Genomic DNA, 740 nt, shown 5'->3' with positions numbered 1-740 from the left:
AAAAAATGAATCCTGAATATCCTTAATTGAATTCTTATAGGCTGTCCGGTGACGAATAAGTTTGTCGCGTAAAGCCAGGAGTTGGCGTAACTGTGCCACCATCCCTGAATGAAGCCTGGTTGGTTTCAGTTCATCCCTTTTTCGCCAGGCATACAAGGCTATTGCTTTTGCGTCAAGCCTATCTGTTTTACCCCTTTTCATTCCCATGGATCTTTTGATATCCATGGCTGGGGCCATGGTAAACAGAATATCTGCCTCTGACAAGAATACGGCTAATAACCGGCTGTAACGTCCCGTATTCTCAAAACAGAAATATAGATCATTTACCTTGCATTTAAGATGTTTACATGAGGTCTCAAGTAACCCTGAGAAGCCTTTAGGAGAATTAGGAACTACAAAATAAACGTTAACCTGATGAAGGTAGATATCCAAAGTATCTTTTGAAACATCAATACCAATAAATCGTTTGTTTTTCATAATTTTACAATTAACATTTAACAATGAGTTGCTGTAACTAGTAGCTTTTAAAGGCCTGTTGCCTATGATTCTAAATGGTTCTCAGCAACTAAGAAAGGAATAGGGACTAGAAGTGTTGATAGGTCTGCTAACCTACACGGTCATAAAGTTCACCCTATTCCTTTTGTAATTATCAACATATAAACAACAATTAACAAGAAAAGAAAAAGTAGCAAAAAGAAAAGAATATCAATCACTTACATCATTATATGATTCTTTTTGTT

1 protein-coding gene is annotated in these 740 nt (G+C 36.4%); it reads right to left on the bottom strand.

The window, feature by feature from the left end; translation table 11 throughout:
• Positions 1–477 (bottom strand): IS110 family transposase (locus ACE1ET_RS20580; RefSeq protein ID WP_375730311.1); only part of this gene is annotated, 477 nt, incomplete at its 3' end.
• Positions 478–740 lie beyond the last annotated feature (263 nt).

The sequence above is a fragment of the Quyinboa mangrovi genome (assembly GCF_042219825.1).
GTDB lineage: Bacteria > Bacteroidota > Bacteroidia > Bacteroidales > UBA5342 > JBHJHP01.
Note: the sequence above shows the minus strand (reverse complement) of the source record. Positions and strands in the feature narration are given on the sequence as shown.